The organism is Microbacterium sp. PRC9, assembly GCF_031844125.1.
Classification (GTDB): Bacteria; Actinomycetota; Actinomycetes; order Actinomycetales; family Microbacteriaceae; genus Microbacterium.
The window spans coordinates 313366-325457 of the sequence record NZ_JAUZUR010000002.1; the positions used below are offsets into that span (position 1 = coordinate 313366).

Genomic DNA, 12092 nt, shown 5'->3' on the forward strand with positions numbered 1-12092 from the left:
TGCGGGGAGTGTGCCGCGAAAGCGGCTACACGGACTGTTCGGAGGGGTCGTCGCATCGGATTGCAGATCGGGTGAAACGGATGCTGCCGCCCGGGGTCGCAGCATCCGTCTCGGGTCCCCGCAATCCGAACGCGGGGCCGGCGCGAACAACCCATGACGCATGACGTATCGCCCGAGACCAGGGCGGAGAGCAAGGCGGTCACCGCCGCGCTCTCGACGTCGGGGTGCCGCCGGGCGTGGAAGTGTACTCGTTCACCTCCGGGCGAGGCCACGGCGGGTCGGAGGGAAGCGCGTAAGGCATGCTGGAACACATGGTGATCGACGGGATCGACGTGCCGGAGGACGGCACGGAGCCCGTCGATCGCGTCGCACAGCTCCTCGTACGCGCCGCGGGCGGCGACCAGGCGGCGTTCGCCCGCCTCTACGATCTGCTGTCTCCCCGGGTGTTCGGTCTGATCCTTCGCGTGCTGGTCGACCGTGCACAGAGCGAGGAGGTGCTGCAGGAGGTCTTCCTCGAGGTGTGGCAATCCGCTGCGCGATTCGCTCCGAACAGAGGTCAGGGAAGATCGTGGGTGCTGACGATCGCGCATCGCCGAGCCGTCGACCGCGTGAGGTCGTCGCAGGCGAGCACGGATCGCGACGTGCGCGCGGGATTCCGAGACCTCGACGTCGCCCACGACGGGGTCGCGGAGCAGGTCGAGCTCCGCATCGAGGGGCAGAAGGTGGCGGTGGCGCTGTCGGGGCTTCCCGATGCCCAGCGGGAGGCGCTGACCCTCGCGTATTACGGGGGTTACAGTCAGAGCGAGATCGCGGCCCTGGTGGGGGCGCCACTGGGGACGATCAAGACGAGGATGCGGGACGGCCTGTCGCGCCTCCGGGCCGAGATGGGGGTGACGGCGTGATGGACGAGCAGGAGTTCGCCGAGCTCGCCGCAGGCGCTGCGCTGAACGCGCTGTCGCCCGCCGACCGCGCGGCCTTCGAGGCGGTGCGCCGCGAGCACCCCGAATGGGAGCACTGGATCGAGACGGATGCCGCCACCGCCGTGGCGCTCGCCGATACCGTCTCGGACGCCGTGCCTCCGCTGACGCTGCGCTCTACGCTGCTCTCGCGGATCGCGACGACTCCGCAGCTGCCCGCGATGGACGCGGCGGTGGCCGCGACTGCCGAGCCCGTGGATCGGTGGACGCCCGCCCCGCCACCCGCACCGGAACGGCACCGAGACGAACCGCCGGTCGAGCCGCCCCCGCCGACGGCGGTGATCCAGGCGGTCTCGCGACGTCGCTGGACGCGGGGCATCCTGGCGCTCGCCGCCTCCATGGTGCTGCTCGTCGCGCTCGGCCTCGGGGCCGTGCAGATCAACGAGTACATGAACCGGCCGCCGGAGGTCGTGGCGCTGCAGCAGATCGAGGACGCCCCTGACGCCCGGTCGGCGACGGTCGAGGTCGCGGACGGCGGGACGTCCACGGCGCACTGGTCGGAGTCGGTGGGCAAAGTCGTCCTGGTGTCGCATGGACTGCCGCAGATCGCGGACGACGAGAGCTTCGAGCTCTGGTTCGTGCGCGACGGCGGCGCGGTGCCCGCGGGGGTGTTCGAGCCGACCGACGGGACGACGACCGCGCTGCTCGAGGGCGCGATGGAACCCGGCGACGTGATCGCGGTGACGATCGAGCCCCAGGGCGGCTCGCCGACGGGGGAGCCGTCGTCCGATCCGATCGTGACGATCCCGACGGCCTGACGTCGGCCACGTACGCCCGGTCGCCGAGCACGTCGAAGCGCACCGGGACGCCTCCGATCCGGGTAGCGTGAGGCCGTGGCATCCGTCCCCCAGAGAACACAGACGGCACAGTCGACCCAGACCCTCGCGCACCTGCGCCGCGCGCGCGATCTCATGGATCGCGACTACGCGCAGCCGCTCGATGTGCCCACGATGGCGACGAGGGCGCTCATGTCCCCCGCGCACTTCTCGCGCGAGTTCAAGGCCGCGTACGGTGAGACGCCTTATGCGTACCTGATGACCCGGCGCATCGAGCGCGCCATGGCCCTGCTCCGCGAAGGCATGTCGGTGACGGATGCCTGCACCGCCGTCGGCGCGACCTCGCTCGGCTCGTTCAGTTCGACGTTCACCGAGATCGTGGGCGAGACGCCGAGCTCGTACCGGTCACGCCCGCACGACGCCGCCGAGGCGATGCCGCTCTGCGTCGCGAAGATCCTCACGCGCCCGACCCGCTACGCCTGAATCGGAACCGAGCAGGATCGGAGAAGCGCGCGGGGCGCCGCCGCCGTAGCGTGGCAGCCATGACGAACATCGCCCTGGCGTACAGCCCCATCACCGTCGACGACGTCGACGCCGCCATCCCCTTCTACCGCGACGGACTCGGCCTCGAGGTCGTGAACGACGTCGCCTACGACGGCCACCGCTGGGTGAGCTTCGGGTTCCCCGGCCAGCCCGGCCTGTCGCTCGTGGTCTCCGACCCGACCGCGGGCCGCTCGCCCGAAGACGGCGACGCGCTGCAGCGCCTCGTCGTGAAGGGCTCCGGCCCCGGACCCTACGTGTTCACCACGTCCGACCTCGACGCCACCTTCGAGAAGCTGCGCGCCTTCGGCGCCGAGGTGCTTCAGGAGCCCAAGGAGCAGGGCTGGGGTCCGCGCGACGCCGCCTTCCGCGACCCGGCGGGCAACCACATCCGCCTCAACCAGGTCTGAGACGGCGCGCGACGTGTGCCTGCCGTGGGTCGCCGCGATGCAGCGCGAGCCCGTGCTCGCGGCGGCGAGTAGCCTGGACGGAATGAGCGACTCGTCCAGGGAGTTCCACAAGCCCGTCCGCCGACCGGCCGAACTCTTCGACCGGGTGTTTCCCGCCGAGGACCCGGCCGAGGTCTCCCGCGTCGCGCACACGACCGCCCATGCCCTGCTCGCACGCGTGAGGGCCGACCCCGACGGCACCGTCGTCGACCGGCTCGTCGCCTTCACCGACGAGCACGGCATCGACGACCTCGCCGAGCTGTGGTCTCGGTCGCCCGCGAAGACGCTTCCCGGCGCCCTGTGGCGGCTGTACCTCGTGCAGCTCATGATCCACGACGACCCGCGCACGGCCGCGCTCCTCTACGAGCGCGGCCGTGCCGAGCTCCGCTCTGCCGACGACGTGGTGGCCGGCGCTCCGTCCCCGGCAGGGCCGGAGGAACTCGTCTCCCTCGTCGACACCATCCTGCGAGGGCTCTTCGAGGGGGACTTCGCCGTGGCGCTCGACAGGGCGGCCGCGTTCTGCCGGGTGCAGGCCGCCGGCGCGACCCACGTCGCCGATGACTACGAAGCGACCGAGCCCGACCGCGCGTCGGCGTTCACCACCCGCGCCCTGCGTCTGTCGGACTACGCCGCCGACCTCACCGCCTGCGCGGCCCTCTGGCGCCGCGACGCCCTGACCTGACCTGACCCGGCTCGGCCCGCCCACCGCCTGGCTGCGCGTGGGCCCCTGCGCGCAGCATCGGATCCGCAGGTACGGACGCGCTGGATGAAACGCCGGCCGAGAGTCACCGCGAAGCGGCGTGTTTCGGGGCATGTCCGCATGTGCGGATCCGATTCTGGGCCGGTGTTCGGGCTGGTGCCGTGTCGTTCCGCGCGCCGGGCTTCCTCCCCAGACCGGATGACGATCGGCATATCCACAGATTGAAGGTGAGCAGCGCGCAGCCGAATGCCGAGGGGCTGAGCATCAGGGAATGTGCACTGTCGACGCGCCTGCCGTGATGTCATTTCGTGAGTTGAGCGCGAAGGGTTACACGCCCCGCCGCATCCGCGCCGAAGTAGCCGGCGGTTCATGGCGCGTGCTCCGTCGGGGTGTCTATGCGCGCTCGGGCGCGTGCAACGCAGTGGCTGAAGCCGCCACTCACGGTGGCTCGCTCGCATGCGTGACGGCGGCGCGGCACCTCGGGCTGTGGGTCCTGGACACGGACCAGCGGACCCACGTATGGCTCCGTGCCCACGGGCGTTCGTATGCGCACGCGGACTGCACCTGCGCGCCACATTGGGATGACGGCACGACCTCCGAGACCTTCGGGCTGCCGACGGTGGCTCGCGTGTTGAGGCAGATCTTGCTGTGCCGCGGGATCGAAGAGTTCTTCGTGACCCTCGAGTCGGCTCGCCGGCTCGGTCAGCTGACGGCTGCGGGGCTCCGGTGGCTGCGCAAGCGTGTCGGACCTGCGGGCCGCGATGCGATCGACTACTCGCGCAGTGACGCCGACAGCGGGTTGGAGTCACTGTTGCGGTGGCGGCTTCGACCGCACGGCCTCACCGTGACCACGCAGGTCTCCATCGTCTCGGTCGGGCGGGTCGACTTCGTCATCGGGGAACGCCTCATCGTCGAGGTGGACGGGGCGCCGAATCACGAGGGAGAGTCTCATCGGCATCGAGATCTGCTCCGCGACGCGAACGCCGCCGCATGGGGATACTCGTCACTCAGGTTCGACTACACGATGGTCGTGCATGACTGGCCGACGGTGGAGTTGGCCATCCTCGCGCATATCGACCGAGGCTTGCACCTTCGATAGGTCGCCGAGGCCGGGGATGGGGCTCGTCGTGCGGTGCGCACAGAATCGGATCCGCAGCCGCGGACCGCGTGGGGGACACGCCGGCGGATGCGCCGATCAACCGGCGTGTTACCGCGAGCGTCCGCACCCGCGGATCCGCGGGTGCGGACGGGAGTCCGATGCCATCAGGGCGTCCTCGGTGGGGGCGCCGAACCGGCGCGGGCCCGCCCGGGCCGGAACGTGCCGGCTGTGGAGCGCCAGGGGGCCGATGCGCTTCGCGGGAGAGAAGCTCGTCCTCGAAGAGCGGGTGCGGACTGCCCGGGCATGAAAGTGCCGGGCCGCAGAACGCCTCTCGGCGCGGCGCCGCTCGAAGCGGCAAATTTTGGAGCCCGGGGTTACTGCGGCCCGGCCGATCCAGTGTAACCGAGTCCGCGGTCGCGGCATTCCCGAACGCCTAAGCTCGGGGCATGGCCCTGCGTTTCGCGCTGGTGATCGAGCCCGCGGCATCCGATGATCCTCGTCCCGATTTCGCCGACTCGTTCCGCGTGATCGACCCGTCCGCCCCGGCGCTCAGCGTCGGCGAGCTGAGCACGCAGCGCGGCGACGGCATCTTCGAGTCGATCGGCGTCGTGGACGGTCACGCGCAGGAGACCCAGGCGCACCTCGAACGACTCGCGCACTCCGCGCAGATCTGCGAACTCCCCGCCCCGAACCTCGAGCAATGGCGCCAGGCCGTCGCCGTCGCCGCACAGCACTCGCCGAGGGAGGGGGAGGGCGTCATCAAGCTCATCCTGAGCCGCGGCGTCGAGCACGGTCCGGCGCCCACAGCCTGGGTGACCGCGACGGCCGCCGCCGACAACTCGATCGCCCGCGAGAGGGGCATCCGGGTCGTCACGATGGACCGCGGCTACGGCATCGACACCCCCGCCCGGGCGCCGTGGCTCCTCCTGGGCGCCAAGACCCTGTCGTACGCCGTGAACATGGCCGCCATCCGCGAGGCGAAGCGGCGCGGCGCCGACGATGCCGTGTTCGTCACGTCCGACGGCTTCGTGCTCGAGGCGCCCACGGCGTCGCTCATCCTCCGCCTTGACGGGCGCTTCGTCACCCCGGCGCCCAACGGCGGCATCCTGCATGGGACGACGCAGCTGAGCCTGTTCGCCCACCTCGAAGCGCAGGGGCATGAGACGGGCTACGAGGTGCTTCCGACCAGCGCGCTCGGCGAAGCGGATGCTGCGTGGCTGGTGTCCAGCGTGCGGCTCGCAGCGCCGATCACGGCGATCGACGGCATCGAGGTCCCGCTGGACGCCGAGCTGACCGCGTCCTTCAACCGGTATCTGCTGAGTCCACGCGACTGAGCGCTGAGCTCACCTCGTCACGCCCGACATGTCGCGCCGCGCGCGGGCGATCATGCCGCGCGCGAGCAGCGCGAGAGCGGCGCGCACGGGCAGCGACGCGAGGCGTCCGCCGGCGCCTTTGAAGCGCATCGCGGCAACCACGCGCACGAGCGAATTCTGCTCGTCGACACCCACCCCGACGCGCACGTCGAGGCGACGGGCGTTCACGGCGACGAGCGCTTCGTCGCCCTCGACACGGCTCACGCGGAGGCGGTCGCAGCGCGCGGGGCGGCGGCGCAGGGCGGCGAGACCGGCCAGCGCGAGCGCGATCCAGCGGGGGAGGGCCGACGTCGACAGCAGGTTGCGCGCCCACGCCGACGGATCGGCTGAGGCGTGGGCGGGCAGCACGTCGACCCACACCTGGGTGTAGTCGGGATCCGCGATGTCGACCAGGGCGAGCGACCAGAAGGCGGGTTCTCTCATGCGAAGCTCCTCCGCGACCATACGCCGACGTATGGCCCTGCGGAGAAAACTATACGGTACCGTACGGACATGGCAAGGTTCACCCGGGCGGACTGGGTCGACGCGGCGTACCGGCGTTTCAGCGACGACGGGATCCGCGCGGTCGCCGTCGAGCCGACGGCGCGGGAGCTCGGCACGACGAAAGGGTCGTTCTACTGGCACTTCGCCGACCGGCAGGCGCTCGTCGATGCGGTGCTCGAGACGTGGCGCGACCGCGAGACCGAGGCGCTGATCGCCGAGGTCGAGACGATCTCCGATCCGCAATCACGCCTCTCCGCGCTGCTCGAGATCATCGCGCACCGCACGGGCGAGCGTTCGGGCGAGCGGACGCTCTACGCCGACGCCGCCGCGGCGGACGTGCGCGGCATCGTCGAAGCCGTCACCGAGCGGCGCGTGTCGTACCTGACCGGTCTGCTCGAGGCATCCGGCGTTCCTGGTCACGAAGCCCGGCGGCGCGCGGTCATCGTCGTCTCGGCGGTGATCGGCTATCAGCAGCTCATGTCGAGCGGGTGGGATGCTGCGGCGGATCCGCGTCCGCTGGTCGAGACGCTCTTCGCTCTGGCAACCGCCCCCGCATGACGACGAAGCCCCTCGCCATGCGGCGAAGGGCTTCGTTCGTGGAGTCGGACGGGCTTATCCGAAGCGGCCCGAGACGTAGTCCTCGGTCGCCTGGACCGAAGGCGTGGTGAAGATCGTCTTGGTCTCGTCGTACTCGATGAGCTTGCCCGGCTTCCCGGTGCCGGCGATGTTGAAGAACGCCGTCTTGTCGCTCACGCGCGAGGCCTGCTGCATGTTGTGCGTGACGATGACGACCGTGTAGTCGTTCTTCAGCTCGCCGATCAGCTCTTCGATGGCGTAGGTCGAGATCGGGTCGAGCGCCGAGCACGGCTCGTCCATGAGGATGACCTCCGGCGAGACCGCGATCGCGCGGGCGATGCACAGACGCTGCTGCTGGCCGCCCGACAGGCCCGAGCCCGGCTTGTCGAGACGGTCCTTGACCTCGTTCCAGAGGTTGGCGCCCTGGAGCGACTTCTCGACGAGCGCCTCGGAGTCGGACTTCGACATCTTCTTGTTGTTGAGCTTCACGCCCGCGAGCACGTTCTCCTTGATGGACATCGTGGGGAACGGGTTGGGGCGCTGGAACACCATGCCGACCTGACGGCGCACGAGCACCGGGTCGACGTTGGCGCCGTACAGGTTGTCGCCGTCGAGCAGCACCTCACCCTCGACGCGGGCGCCGGGGATCACTTCGTGCATGCGGTTCAGGGTGCGCAGGAACGTCGACTTGCCGCAGCCCGAGGGCCCGATGAAAGCGGTGACGCTGCGCGGCTCGATGTCGAGCGAGACGCCCTCGACGGCCAGGAAGTCGCTGTAGTAGACGTTGAGGTCGTTGACTTCGATGCTCTTGGACATGGTTCCTGTCGATTTCTTTCGGGTCAGAATGCTCAGCGGCCGAGCTTCGGCGAGAAGACCTTCGCGACGATGCGCGCGATGAGGTTGAGGAGCATCACGAGGACGATGAGGATGAACGCGGCGGCCCATGCGCGGTCGATGTAGGCCTGCGCCGGGATGCCCTGATTCATGTACTGCGAGTACGCGAACACGGGGAGCGTCATCATGCGGCCCTCGAAGAGGTTGTAGTTCATCGAGGTCGCGACGCCGGCCGTCAGCAGCAGCGGCGCGGTCTCGCCGATGACGCGCGAGATCGAGAGCATGACGCCCGTCGTGATGCCGGCGATCGAGGTGGGCAGCACGACCTTCGAGATCGTGCGCCACTTCGGCACGCCGAGCGCGTACGACGCCTCGCGCAGCTCGTTCGGGACCAGTCGCAGCATCTCCTCGGTCGAGCGGACGACGACCGGGATCATCAGCACCGACAGGGCGATGGAGCCCATGATGCCCATGCGGACGCCGGGACCGAAGATCAGCGCGAAGACCGCGTAGGCGAACAGACCGGCGACGATCGACGGGATACCCGTCATGACGTCGACGAGGAAGGTGATGCCGCGGCTCAGACGCCCGCCACGCCCGTACTCGACGAGGTAGATGGCGGTGAAGATGCCGATCGGGATCGAGATCACGGCCGCCGCGAGCGTGATGAGCACCGTGCCGACGATCGCGTGCAGCGCACCGCCGCCTTCGCCGACCACGTTGCGCATGGACGACGTGAAGAACTCGGCCGACAGGCCCGCGACGCCGTTGACGACGACGGTGATGGCCACAGAAACGAGGGGGACCATCGCGATGAGGAACGCGATCGTGACCACGCCGGTCACGAGGCGGTCGACGCCCTTGCGGCGGCCCTCGACCAGCGACGAGATGATCGTGATGAGCGCCAGGTACAGCAGGCCCGCCACGACGGCCCAGCCGGCCAGATTGAAGCCCTCGCCGGATCCCATCGCGATGATCGCGAACAGCATGGCACTCGCCACGAGGCTGCCGACGAGGATGGCCCACGGCGCCCAGACGGGCAGGTGGCCGCTGGTCAGGCGGGGCGTCTCGCGCACCGGTGCAGCAGCCTTCGGAGGCTGAGGAGGAGCGGTCGTCACGGTCATGTCAGTTCGCTCCCGAGAATTCCTTGCGCCGGCTGACGATCCATCGGGCGATGGCGTTGACGGCGAAGGTGACGATGAAGAGGATGAGGCCCGTCGCGATGAGGACGTTGATGTTGAGGCCGTACGCCTCGGGGAACGTCAGCGCGATGTTGGCGGGGATCGTGCCCGGGTTCTCCGAGGTGAAGAGCTGGAAGGTGATGACATTTGCCACCGAGAGCACCATGGCGACCGCCATCGTCTCTCCGAGTGCACGGCCGAGGCCGAGCATGGAGGCCGACACGATGCCGCTGCGGCCGAAGGGGAACACCGCCATGCGGACCATCTCCCAGCGCGTCGCACCGAGGGCGAGGGCGGCCTCCTCGTGGAGGACCGGCGTCTGCAGGAAGATCTCGCGGCAGATGGCCGTGATGATCGGCACCACCATGACCGCGAGGACGATCGCGGCGGTGAAGATGGTGCGGCCCGTGCTCGAGACGGTGCCGCTGAAGAGGGGGAACCACCCCATGTTCGCGTTGAGCCAGGCGTAGACCGGCTGGACGGCGGGGGCGAGCACCAGGATGCCCCAGAGGCCGAACACGACGGAGGGGACCGCCGCGAGCAGGTCGACGATGTAGCCGAGGCCCTGCGCGAGGCGGCGCGGTGCGTAGTGCGAGATGAAGAGGGCGACCGCCACCGCGAGGGGGACGGCCATCAGCAGGGCCAGGAACGACGCCCACACGGTGCCGAACGCGAGCGGCCAGACGTACTCCCAGAAGTTGCCGGTCAGGATGCTGGCGGTCTCGCTGGTCGCGGTGAGACCTGGGATCGACTGGATGATGAGGAAGATCGCGACGGCGGCGAGCGTGACGAGGATCATCACACCGGCGCCGAGCGCGGTTCCCGAGAACCAGCGGTCGCCTGGCCGCTGCTTGACCTTGCCCGCGGCGGGGGCGGTCGTCGTGGTCATGGTGTCCTTCTGGATTCGGGTGCTCTCAGGGTGATACCCGGCCCGGTCGTTCGACCGGGCCGGGTATCGGGGGCTTACTCGACGACGATCAGCTCGATCGCCGCGTTGACCTGCTCGCGCAGGGCGTCCGAGATCGGCGCGTTGCCGGCGGCGGCAGCAGCCGCGTCCTGGCCCTCCGCGCTCGCGACGTACTCGAGGTAGCCCTTGACGATCGGGGCGACCGCCGCGTCGGCGTACTCCTGGCACGCGATCATGTAGCTGACCAGGACGATCGGGTAGACGCCGGCCTCCTCCGAGGTGCGCTGCAGCTCGATCGCGAGGTCGCCCTCGCCACGACCCTCCTCGAGGGGCGACGCGTCGACGATCGCCGCGGCGGCCTCGGGCGAGTACTCGACGAACTCGTCGCCGACCTGGATGGCCGCGGTCGACAGGCCCTCCTCGGCGGCGCGCGACGCGTCGGCGTAGCCGATGGTGCCGTTGCCGCCGGCGACGGCCGAGACGACTCCCGAGGTGCCCTGCGCGGCCTCGCCGCTGGAGAGCGGCCACACGCCGTCAGGCTCGGAGGTCCACACGTCGCCGGCGGTCTGGAAGAGGTAGTCGGTGAAGTTCTCGGTGGTGCCCGAGTCGTCGGCGCGGTGCACCGGCGTCACGGCCAGGTCGGGAAGCGTCGCGTCAGGGTTGAGCGCGGCGATCGCCGGGTCGTTCCAGTTGGTGATCGTGCCGGCGAACAGGCCCGCAGCGGTCGCGGCGTCGAGGTTGAGCGAGTCCACGCCCTCGACGTTGAAGATGATCGCGATCGGCGAGATGTAGGTCGGGAGCTCGATGATGCCCGAGCCGTCGACGCAAGAGTCGAACGGGCCGGCCTCGATCTCCTCGACCTTGAACGCGCGGTCCGAGCCTGCGAACGGGAAGGCGCCCGCCTGGAACGACTCGCGGCCCGCGCCGGAGCCGGACGGGTCGTAGTTGATGGTGACGTCGGGGTTCGCCGTCTGGAAGCCGGCGGTCCAGGCCTGGACCGCGACCTCCTGCGACGACGCGCCGCCGCCCGAGATCTCGCCGGAGAGGTCCGACGCGGCCGTGGTCTCGTCGGTGGTGCCGCCGGGGGTCTCGTTCGAGGCGCAGCCGGCGAGAGCGAGAGCCGCGACTGCGGCGACAGCGCCCACCTGGGCGATGCGAGAGATCTTCACTGTGTGAATCCTTCACGTGTCAGGGAAACAGGCCGAAACGGCCTTCGGGTTCGAACCCGGTGCGGGGTTCGTTCTGAAACGTAGGCTCGGACTCTTAAGAGACTGCGCTGTGCGGGTGAACGGAAGGTGAACGGGATGCCGACATCCATGCATCGGCATTGACACGCAGAGGCGCGCCCCCGCGGAATTCCGCGACGCGAAGCTCCGGCCGTTCACCGGCGCCCGCTAAGGTTCCTCGCATGAGCAAGACCACCAGAGCACAGCGCCAGGCCCTCGACGCGATCGACGATGCGGAGTCCGCCGCGAAGAAGGCCCGCCGGGTCGCCAAGACCCTCCCGGCGAAGAGCGCGAGGCAGCTGCGCGAGGTCGCGGCCGAGACCGTCGACGAGGTCGACGTGTCGAAGAAGGCCATCCGCAAGAACCCGCGCAAGGTGGCGAAGAAGGCGCACCGCGCCGAGGATCGCGTCCGCAAGGCCACCCGCGCCGCGGTCGTGAAGGCCGAGAAGAAGGCGCGCCTGCGGGCGGAGGCCGAGCGCGCCGCCGCCGAGGCGGCGAAGGCGGCCGAAGAGGCGAAGTCGCGCGCCGCACAGGCCAAGGCGCTGAAGAAGGCGGCCGCGAAGGCCGAGCGCGTGGCCGCCAAGGCTGAGCAGGAGGCGCTCGAGGCCGACCGTGTCCTCGAGGCGGAGCTCACCTCCGGTGAGGCGGAGACGGATGCTGCCGCCACCGCGGCGCCGGAGCCCACGACCGCAGTGGCCGTGGTCGCGGTTGCTCCCGCAGACGAGGCACCCGCTGCCGCCCCGAAGGCACCCGCTGCCGCTCCGAAGGCACCCGCGAAGCGCTCCACGACCCGCACTCGCGCCCCGCGTGCGCAGAAGCCCGCGAGCACGCCGACCGCTGCCGCCGCAGCATCCGACTCCTCCGAGCTCGACACGCTCACCGTCGCGCAGCTGCGCGAGCGCGCCCGTGCAGCGGGCCGCGCCGGCTACTCGCGGCTCACCAAGGCCGAGCTGATCACCCTGCTGTCCTGA

14 protein-coding genes are annotated in these 12092 nt (G+C 70.1%); 9 read left to right on the forward strand and 5 right to left on the reverse strand.

The features are described 5' to 3' along the window. The first annotated feature begins 299 nt into the window (after positions 1-299). From sigK to Q9R33_RS05095, 7 genes are all read left to right on the forward strand, one after another. On the forward strand, positions 300-902 hold the full coding sequence (gene sigK / locus Q9R33_RS05065) for an ECF RNA polymerase sigma factor SigK (protein WP_200919486.1): 603 nt from the start codon (positions 300-302) through the stop codon (positions 900-902). Next, positions 902-1735, forward strand: a complete 834-nt coding sequence (locus Q9R33_RS05070) for an anti-sigma factor (protein ID WP_311293257.1) — start codon at positions 902-904, stop codon at positions 1733-1735. Before sigK ends, Q9R33_RS05070 begins: the two co-directional genes overlap by 1 nt. A gap of 153 nt (positions 1736-1888) precedes the next feature. After that, positions 1889-2236, forward strand: a complete 348-nt coding sequence (locus Q9R33_RS05075) for a helix-turn-helix transcriptional regulator (RefSeq protein WP_310246216.1) — start codon at positions 1889-1891, stop codon at positions 2234-2236. Positions 2237-2295: 59 nt separating this feature from the next. Further along, positions 2296-2703, forward strand: a complete 408-nt coding sequence (locus Q9R33_RS05080) for a VOC family protein (RefSeq protein WP_056369457.1) — start codon at positions 2296-2298, stop codon at positions 2701-2703. An 82-nt stretch (positions 2704-2785) separates the two neighbouring features. Beyond that, complete coding sequence (locus Q9R33_RS05085; RefSeq protein WP_311293059.1) at positions 2786-3424, forward strand: DNA-directed RNA polymerase subunit beta; 639 nt, start codon at positions 2786-2788, stop codon at positions 3422-3424. A 289-nt stretch (positions 3425-3713) separates the two neighbouring features. Beyond that, complete coding sequence (locus Q9R33_RS05090; protein WP_310245441.1) at positions 3714-4541, forward strand: DUF559 domain-containing protein; 828 nt, start codon at positions 3714-3716, stop codon at positions 4539-4541. A gap of 446 nt (positions 4542-4987) precedes the next feature. After that, positions 4988-5875 (forward strand): aminodeoxychorismate lyase, encoded by an 888-nt coding sequence (locus Q9R33_RS05095; protein ID WP_311293061.1) that lies wholly within the window; start codon positions 4988-4990, stop codon positions 5873-5875. A 9-nt stretch (positions 5876-5884) separates the two neighbouring features. On the opposite strand, the gene Q9R33_RS05100 is transcribed toward Q9R33_RS05095, so the two are convergent. Then, complete coding sequence (locus Q9R33_RS05100; RefSeq protein ID WP_056369462.1) at positions 5885-6337, reverse strand: hypothetical protein; 453 nt, start codon at positions 6335-6337, stop codon at positions 5885-5887. A 69-nt stretch (positions 6338-6406) separates the two neighbouring features. Between Q9R33_RS05100 and Q9R33_RS05105 the strand changes: the two genes are divergently transcribed. After that, positions 6407-6955, forward strand: coding sequence for a TetR family transcriptional regulator (locus tag Q9R33_RS05105; RefSeq protein ID WP_311293062.1), 549 nt, complete (start codon positions 6407-6409; stop codon positions 6953-6955). 54 nt (positions 6956-7009) lie between these two features. On the opposite strand, the gene pstB is transcribed toward Q9R33_RS05105, so the two are convergent. From pstB to pstS, 4 genes are all read right to left on the reverse strand, one after another. Beyond that, positions 7010-7789 (reverse strand): phosphate ABC transporter ATP-binding protein PstB, encoded by a 780-nt coding sequence (gene pstB / locus Q9R33_RS05110; protein ID WP_045298071.1) that lies wholly within the window; start codon positions 7787-7789, stop codon positions 7010-7012. A gap of 32 nt (positions 7790-7821) precedes the next feature. Then, on the reverse strand, positions 7822-8931 hold the full coding sequence (gene pstA, locus Q9R33_RS05115) for a phosphate ABC transporter permease PstA (RefSeq protein ID WP_082497030.1): 1110 nt from the start codon (positions 8929-8931) through the stop codon (positions 7822-7824). Between the two features lies 1 nt (position 8932). Then, entirely contained in the window at positions 8933-9877 is a 945-nt protein-coding gene (gene pstC / locus Q9R33_RS05120; RefSeq protein ID WP_056369466.1) for a phosphate ABC transporter permease subunit PstC, read from the reverse strand. A gap of 74 nt (positions 9878-9951) precedes the next feature. Next, positions 9952-11064, reverse strand: coding sequence for a phosphate ABC transporter substrate-binding protein PstS (gene pstS, locus Q9R33_RS05125; RefSeq protein WP_056369469.1), 1113 nt, complete (start codon positions 11062-11064; stop codon positions 9952-9954). A gap of 239 nt (positions 11065-11303) precedes the next feature. Here pstS and Q9R33_RS05130 point away from each other — a divergent pair, with 239 nt between their 5' ends. Further along, a complete protein-coding gene (locus Q9R33_RS05130; RefSeq protein ID WP_311293063.1) occupies positions 11304-12092 on the forward strand; it encodes a hypothetical protein in 789 nt (262 codons plus the stop codon).

Bases quoted from the DNA above. Each gene is read 5' to 3' on its own strand.
- pstA (WP_082497030.1), bottom strand. From the start codon at position 8,931: ATGACCGTGACGACCGCTCCTCCTCAGCCTCCGAAGGCTGCTGCACCG.
- Q9R33_RS05105 (WP_311293062.1), top strand. From the start codon at position 6,407: ATGGCAAGGTTCACCCGGGCGGACTGGGTCGACGCGGCGTACCGGCGT.
- Q9R33_RS05130 (WP_311293063.1), top strand. From the start codon at position 11,304: ATGAGCAAGACCACCAGAGCACAGCGCCAGGCCCTCGACGCGATCGAC.
- sigK (WP_200919486.1), top strand. From the start codon at position 300: ATGCTGGAACACATGGTGATCGACGGGATCGACGTGCCGGAGGACGGC.
- Q9R33_RS05085 (WP_311293059.1), top strand. From the start codon at position 2,786: ATGAGCGACTCGTCCAGGGAGTTCCACAAGCCCGTCCGCCGACCGGCC.
- pstB (WP_045298071.1), bottom strand. From the start codon at position 7,789: ATGTCCAAGAGCATCGAAGTCAACGACCTCAACGTCTACTACAGCGAC.
- Q9R33_RS05070 (WP_311293257.1), top strand. From the start codon at position 902: ATGGACGAGCAGGAGTTCGCCGAGCTCGCCGCAGGCGCTGCGCTGAAC.
- Q9R33_RS05075 (WP_310246216.1), top strand. From the start codon at position 1,889: ATGGATCGCGACTACGCGCAGCCGCTCGATGTGCCCACGATGGCGACG.
- Q9R33_RS05100 (WP_056369462.1), bottom strand. From the start codon at position 6,337: ATGAGAGAACCCGCCTTCTGGTCGCTCGCCCTGGTCGACATCGCGGAT.
- Q9R33_RS05095 (WP_311293061.1), top strand. From the start codon at position 4,988: ATGGCCCTGCGTTTCGCGCTGGTGATCGAGCCCGCGGCATCCGATGAT.
- pstC (WP_056369466.1), bottom strand. From the start codon at position 9,877: ATGACCACGACGACCGCCCCCGCCGCGGGCAAGGTCAAGCAGCGGCCA.
- Q9R33_RS05080 (WP_056369457.1), top strand. From the start codon at position 2,296: ATGACGAACATCGCCCTGGCGTACAGCCCCATCACCGTCGACGACGTC.
- Q9R33_RS05090 (WP_310245441.1), top strand. From the start codon at position 3,714: ATGTGCACTGTCGACGCGCCTGCCGTGATGTCATTTCGTGAGTTGAGC.